Annotated in this window: 7 protein-coding genes; 4 read left to right on the top strand and 3 right to left on the bottom strand. The window is 37.8% G+C overall.

What is annotated here, in order from left to right:
• Nucleotides 1-328 precede the first annotated feature (328 nt).
• A complete protein-coding gene (locus VB797_RS30755) occupies nt 329-1,372 on the top strand; it encodes a site-specific integrase (protein ID WP_323241575.1) in 1,044 nt (347 codons plus the stop codon).
• 188 nt (nt 1,373-1,560) lie between these two features.
• Here VB797_RS30755 and VB797_RS30760 read toward each other — a convergent pair whose 3' ends face one another.
• On the bottom strand, nt 1,561-2,175 hold the full coding sequence (locus tag VB797_RS30760; protein ID WP_323241576.1) for a hypothetical protein: 615 nt from the start codon (nt 2,173-2,175) through the stop codon (nt 1,561-1,563).
• Between the two features lie 155 nt (nt 2,176-2,330).
• Here VB797_RS30760 and VB797_RS30765 point away from each other — a divergent pair, with 155 nt between their 5' ends.
• The 3 genes from VB797_RS30765 (at nt 2,331) to VB797_RS30775 (ending at nt 3,994) form a co-directional block, all read left to right on the top strand.
• Nucleotides 2,331-3,155, top strand: a complete 825-nt coding sequence (locus VB797_RS30765) for a uroporphyrinogen-III synthase (protein WP_323241577.1) — start codon at nt 2,331-2,333, stop codon at nt 3,153-3,155.
• 162 nt (nt 3,156-3,317) lie between these two features.
• Nucleotides 3,318-3,635, top strand: a complete 318-nt coding sequence (locus VB797_RS30770) for a hypothetical protein (protein WP_323241578.1) — start codon at nt 3,318-3,320, stop codon at nt 3,633-3,635.
• Nucleotides 3,635-3,994: a retroviral-like aspartic protease family protein gene (locus tag VB797_RS30775; protein ID WP_323241579.1), complete on the top strand. Its 360-nt coding sequence runs from the start codon at nt 3,635-3,637 to the stop codon at nt 3,992-3,994. The genes VB797_RS30770 and VB797_RS30775 overlap by 1 nt, the downstream gene beginning before the upstream one ends.
• A gap of 452 nt (nt 3,995-4,446) precedes the next feature.
• Here VB797_RS30775 and VB797_RS30780 read toward each other — a convergent pair whose 3' ends face one another.
• The gene (locus VB797_RS30780; protein WP_323241580.1) at nt 4,447-4,893 is read right to left on the bottom strand and encodes a hypothetical protein; all 447 of its coding nucleotides are present in this window, start codon (nt 4,891-4,893) and stop codon (nt 4,447-4,449) included.
• The coding region (locus VB797_RS30785; protein WP_323241581.1) for a hypothetical protein at nt 4,886-6,194 on the bottom strand (1,309 nt) is incomplete at its 5' end. The genes VB797_RS30785 and VB797_RS30780, both read right to left, overlap by 8 nt.

The raw sequence follows: 6,194 nt of genomic DNA on the forward strand, positions 1-6,194 counted from the left end.
TAAATCTCTCCCCTTTACCATGCTTGGCATTAAGCCTCCTATACGTTTAAAAACCGGCTGTACTGGTTTGATAACTCCCCCTATATCTCGTTGCCGCTTCATCTGATCGGGTGTTGAATCATCACCGCCTCCAATGGCTGGGGAATTGGCTGTTGATTTACTATCGTTACATCGTTAACGAAGAGTGCTTTTAGCCTGCAATCAAGCTTGTTTCCAAGGCTCAAACCATAGAGGAGCAACTTTAAACCCACCACCACAGACGACCCCAAATTGCTGGTAATAAACATAGTCGGCATTATATGCTGGAAAATATATCATTTCTCACGCAATGACTCGTCGTCTACCTGGCACGTTCCATCAAGTCCATGAAGCTGAATTAGTCTCTCCTAGCGAAGAAGAGGTTTTTAAAGATTATTATTTCCCAAATCGTCAAAAAATCAAGTCTTCTACCCAATTGATTGATATGTGGCTTAACTCAAGTCGCATCAAGTCTTCTGAAACTCGGCGCGGCTACCGAGCAATGGTCTTGGATTTGGTTGGTTGGCTTGAAAGTAAATACAATATGCCCGATTTAAGATTATGCAATCTAGCCCATCTGCAATCTTATATTGCTTACATTAAGGACGAAAAACCAGTAAAACATACTGACCGTAAAGGTTTGTCGAAGAATACGATTGCTGTTCATGTCTGTGCAATTCGTTCTTTGTGGAAGTTTGGCTGCAAGCAATCAATAGGTTATTTTTACCTCAATATAGCGTCTGAGTTAACGGTTGAATGGTGCGACAATACGGCGCAGCGGGTTCTGTCCCAAAGAAGAATTGACAAGTTGGAAGTTGCTGCCAAGGAAGTTTCCGAGCGCCATTGGATTTTATTTACTTTGCTGTTCTACTCCGGATGTCGTATTGGGGAGGTAGGTAGGACGAAGACTAACCCAACTGGCTTGCTGTGGCGACATTTCCAAGAAGACGCGGACGAAGAAGGCGATCCGATTCTCATACTAACTATTACTGGCAAGGGGAATAAGGTGAGGTCTTTGCATTTAGATACTGAAACTAGCGAAATTCTAATGGATATGCGGGGTACAGCATCTGACGATGACCCGGTATTCCCTTCCCTCAGCCCCAAGGGTAAGGGGAAAGCATTAAGCGACCGGGGGATTCGCTGGATGATGGAACAGGTTTCTGATAAGGCTGGTATCAAGTTTAGCCCCCACTGGTTAAGACATAGCCATGCGACTGTGGCGCGTCGCAATGGTGCAACTACTTTGGATATTAGGGAACAGCTTGGGCATACTACCGATACTATGACCAGCAGGTACGCAAAGATGATTGATAAAAAAGGTACAAGTCAGTTTGTGAGGAAACGTAAGTAAGTTACTGGTGCTAGCGGCAGATAGATATGGGAAAGCAGCGATTGGATGCGTCATGTCCCCACCTGGCATTCCATCATATTTTCTTTAGTAAGAGGGCAGGATGTTATAACAATACAAGCGCCTCTCTCCATAACGTATTCTTATGTCAAAGCTTTCATTATTAAACAATACAATCCGGGGCAGTTTAATTATTTAACTGGGTGGTACAACCCGTCTTTTTCGTTAAATCGCCACGAATATTTACTCCTATCTAAATTCTTACTCCACTCCTCAAACTCTTTATTGTTAAGCGTTGCAAGATTATCTTTTAGCGTGGGAATGTTGACGTTAAGTCGTAATGCTAACTTTTGCTCGTCTAACGCTTCAATTTGAGGCGGTCGTCCGCTTTGGTTGTAAGGATTGCCCGAATATTTTCTAGAACGATTGTTTGATGCGCTTCCATTACGTTGAATGGCGGTTAACGCTCCTTCCAACTTTGCGATCGCATGGCTGAGTGTTTCGAGTTTTTCTTCAATTTTAGTTAATCTTTCTTCTGTTTGAGAATTGGCAGCGGCATTTCCCGTCTTGGTCGTTTTACCTTGACCGTTGGTGTTGCTCCATAGTTGCTGCAAGTTTTCTTCTATTTTCTGCAAGCGAATTTCTGTACTTACTTCTACACCCGGCGCATCTCCTAAGATTTGGTGCAGCCCTCGGATTACTAAGTCGGTTGCCGTGGTGCCGCGTTCCTTTGCTGCTTCACGTAGTGCATCCGCTAGAGGTTTGGGAAGTTTAAAGTTAATTGACTCGCGTTCTACTCGCGTCATATCTACACCCGGATATATACGGTTATGTTTCTGAGCTTATAACGCGGTGGGGGTACAAGGAACAATTAGCCGCAACCGCTGTAACTGAAAGCAATCAAGGTTAAATTTTCATCCAATATGGTAGATATTAATTTTAGGTATCGCATAATTATTTAATGAAAACCAATTCGCTATCCCCAACTCTACCTCTTACTAACACCACCGTATTAGTAACTCGCGCCGATCGACAATCGGATAATTTTGTTAAACTACTTCAACAATATGGTACAACTGCTTTATCAATGTCTTGTTTATGTATAGCACCACCTACCAATTGGGAACTAACTGACAACGCCCTAACTAATATTAACGAGTTTGATTGGTTGATTTTTACTTCCACCAATGGCATTGATTACTTCTGCAACCGCATGATTAATAATCAAGGTAATATAAACGCTTTGAAGAATATAAAAATAGCAGTTGTTGGTTCTAAAACAGCCAATCATTTAATTAATTATGGTATTACTCCTAGCTTTACTCCTCCAGATTTTGTATCGGATTCATTAATAGAATGCTTTCCGAATAAAGATAATTTGAAAGGAACCAAGATACTTTATCCAAAGTTAGAAGCAGGTGGTAGAGAGAATATTCCAGAAGAATTATCATCCCTTGGAGCTTCCGTTACCGCAATTCCTGCATATCAATCAAATTGTAATAACAAAATACCATCCTCCATTGTAAGCGCTTTTAAGGAAGGGAAAATTGATGTTGTAACGTTTGCTAGCCCTAAAACAGTAGAATGTTTTTATCAGATGATTCAATCAATTGGTGGGGAATCATTCTTAAATAATATTTGTATTGCTTCTATTGGTCCGGTTACATCTGTAGTTTGTAAAGATGTATTAGGAAGAGTAGACGTTGAAGCACAACCATATACTTTGAATGGATTGATAAAAGCAATTATTAAGTGGAATAATTATGAGAAAAATCATCATAAATAAATTGTAGCAATCATGGTAATTAAAATATTTTAATAATCAATAAAATAAGCTTTGATTAGAATAAAAAAAGGAGAATAATTACATGGTTTACCTCACGATAAAAAAGTTTAATAATAAATATATTAATCGCGGTTTATAATAATTAAAAAAGGAGAAACGATTATGACAACAGATAAATCTACTCGCACCGCCCGTAGAGGAAGAATATTCCCAGAAATACAGTGGACGGAAGAACAAAAAGCGCAACGTGAAGCTGAACGCGAGGCTTTTTATCAGCGCTGCAAACCAATATTTGATAAAGTTAAATCGGAATTAATTGAAACTCATTACAACTGGTATATTGCTGTTGAACCGGACAGTAGTGAGTATTTTATTGATAAAAATTTAGAAGTAGCTTCCCATCAATGTCGTGACAAGCATCCTGGTAAAATACATCATAGTTTCCGAATTAATGAAACTGGTGCTTGCGGAACTATATAATGAACGGATTTTTTGGTGAGGAAGATTCTCTGCTTTTTGAAATTTTATTAATAGCATCTGATGGATTAGAGTTACCAGTAGACGCAATGCTTGATACTGGTTTTTCTGATTTTTTAGCTATTAATGACCAAGATATAGATGCACTTGGGTGGGAACGTTTGCGAGAACAAACAATGCGTACTGCGCGGGGAGATGTCAAATTTGATATTTATATTGGTAAAGTAATATTTGATGGTCAAGAATACGATATCCCCGTTCATGTTGGTAAAGATTTATCTGAAGTTTTACTTGGTCGTCAATGGCTTACTAATAAACGATTAGTTGTGGATATAAATAAAAATGAATTGACGTTGGAATAGCCCTCTGTCATATTGATAGTTCATTTTTAGTTAAGGTTCAGTTTGATTTTTATTCAAGTTAAACAAAAGCTTCACGACACCAGCGGTTAACTAAAATAAATGCAAGCGCTGCTTCTGTTACTCTTATATTGAATTCCTAATTATATAGAATTCAACTTCAGTTCAACTTGCTATTCCTGCGGAGATAAAAAACCGAAAAGCGAGAGGAATGCTGATGTTTAGTAAAGGGTAGAGTTTAATGAATTGATGTTATGTTTATAATTTAGCATTCAAAGTTAATCGGATTCCCATTAAAATGCCCATAAATCTTATTCGCTTTTAACCATACTGGTAATGTTCTTTCTACTTCTTCCAATTCGTTTCCGTTTTCATCTACTAACCCATGTATAATCTGCACTATAAAAATATTGAATGTGCCACTATTTTTGCTTGTTAAAATTGATGACGAGACATTATATAGTATTCTCAGATTTCCCTTCAGAATAACTACAATGCTCATCTTTTTTAAGACTAGGATTAACAGCGCAAGGTAATAAGTAATCGCCCGAAGCATATTTACAACCCAAGCACTGATAAGATAAATAATCTCCCCTTTCTACTAAATCATTTTCATAATTTCTACTTAATCTGACCAGCATATATGAAGTATCTCTATCCCCCTGGGCTGCTGCTCCTGCTCCTAATAAAATAAACCCAATTGCAAATCCACAGCTTCCAGAATTTGCCCTTTTAAGTGAATAGGGAGTTTTATTCCCTGTTAGTGGTAAAGCTATTAATCCAAATCCAGAAACAATAAATATGCTAATACTTATAGCTGTTGCCCAGCTTGATAAGCAAGCTAACGAATACCAAATCCCTATTTCTTGAAATTGTTGTAATTTATTTTTTATTCTATTCATGATTAAAATCTATTGGTTTACCGTTGAAATGTTGATAAATATTATTCGCTTCTAACCAATTGGGTAATGTTCTTTCTACTTCTTCCAATTCGTTACCATTATCATCAACCAATCCATGTACGATTTGTACTCTAGATAATGGTGTTTCTCCATTAGCCGAAAACTTCTTAAGTTGAATTGTGCCTGATTTTCTGGCTTCAAATGTTCCTTCTACGGTGCTTTCATTAGTAAAATAGTGGTTAACACCAATGAAGTATTCTTTAGCTTTACGGGTATCTGTAAGATGCATGGAGAAGAATTTCATTGCTGCTTCTTTACAGCTATCAATTTTCTTTAAGTTGGTAAATTCATCAATAATGATTTGCTGTTTTGTAGATGGTTTTTCTTTGATTCGTTGTAACCATCTATCAGTTGCATCTTCTAAAGACTGTCCGATTTCTTCTTCTGATTCGGCTTTTAAGGTAGCATCAAGTAGTTTCCATACTTCCCAATTCTCCCCAGTAGCGTGTCTATCAATTAGTTGATAGATTGGTGCATCAAAGCAGTATTTACGAATTAATGCGATCGCACCAGCAGTATTGGTTTTACCGCTACCTTGGGAACCAATCAGCCACAGGGGTTTAGCGTTTTTAATCAGGTCGTACAGCCAACCGTCTTCATGGGATTTTAGAGCTTCTATAAGGGAGTTAATCAGTTGTTTGTCGCTGGTTTGATTAGTCAAGGGTTGAGACGATTTTTTATTTTGTAATTTATCTATTTCTTTTTCTGCTTTGTGTTTATCTAGTAGATTGGATGCAATTTGTTTGTCCATCTGGGAATGATTTACAGCTCTGGCTTTGAGATAATCTTCTAATTGCAGTTGGTTTTTAATAGCTTCGTTTTCATCATCGGTTAGCCCTAGTTCTTTTCTTTGCTGCAAATCTTCTTGGGTTAAGCCGTCTTTTAAAGTATCTGTATGTAATTGGTTAGAATGTTGTTTAATATCTCGGTTGCGTCTATGTTGTTGCCAATTATAATAAGCTGTGGTTTTCTCGGCTTCTCCTAGTTGGTAATCGGATTTTTTAAGCCTACCGACGCGAGAAGCCATGCTGAGTGAAATCCCCCACAATCCTACGACAGAGGCTACATTACCGTATATTTGATAAGGGTTATCTTTAGGGATGATTTTTACTAAGCTAATTGTGCTGCCCATGTATGGAATAATGGAGCCATAGCTGTTATATTTGTCCCATTCTTCTGCTAGGACATATCTTGGTTGATGACAGTATTTACTATCTAGTTTCTTTTGTGCTTTTTCTAAG

Origin of the sequence: Rivularia sp. UHCC 0363 (assembly GCF_034931125.1) — a bacterium.
In the GTDB taxonomy this organism is placed as follows: Bacteria; Cyanobacteriota; Cyanobacteriia; order Cyanobacteriales; family Nostocaceae; genus Rivularia.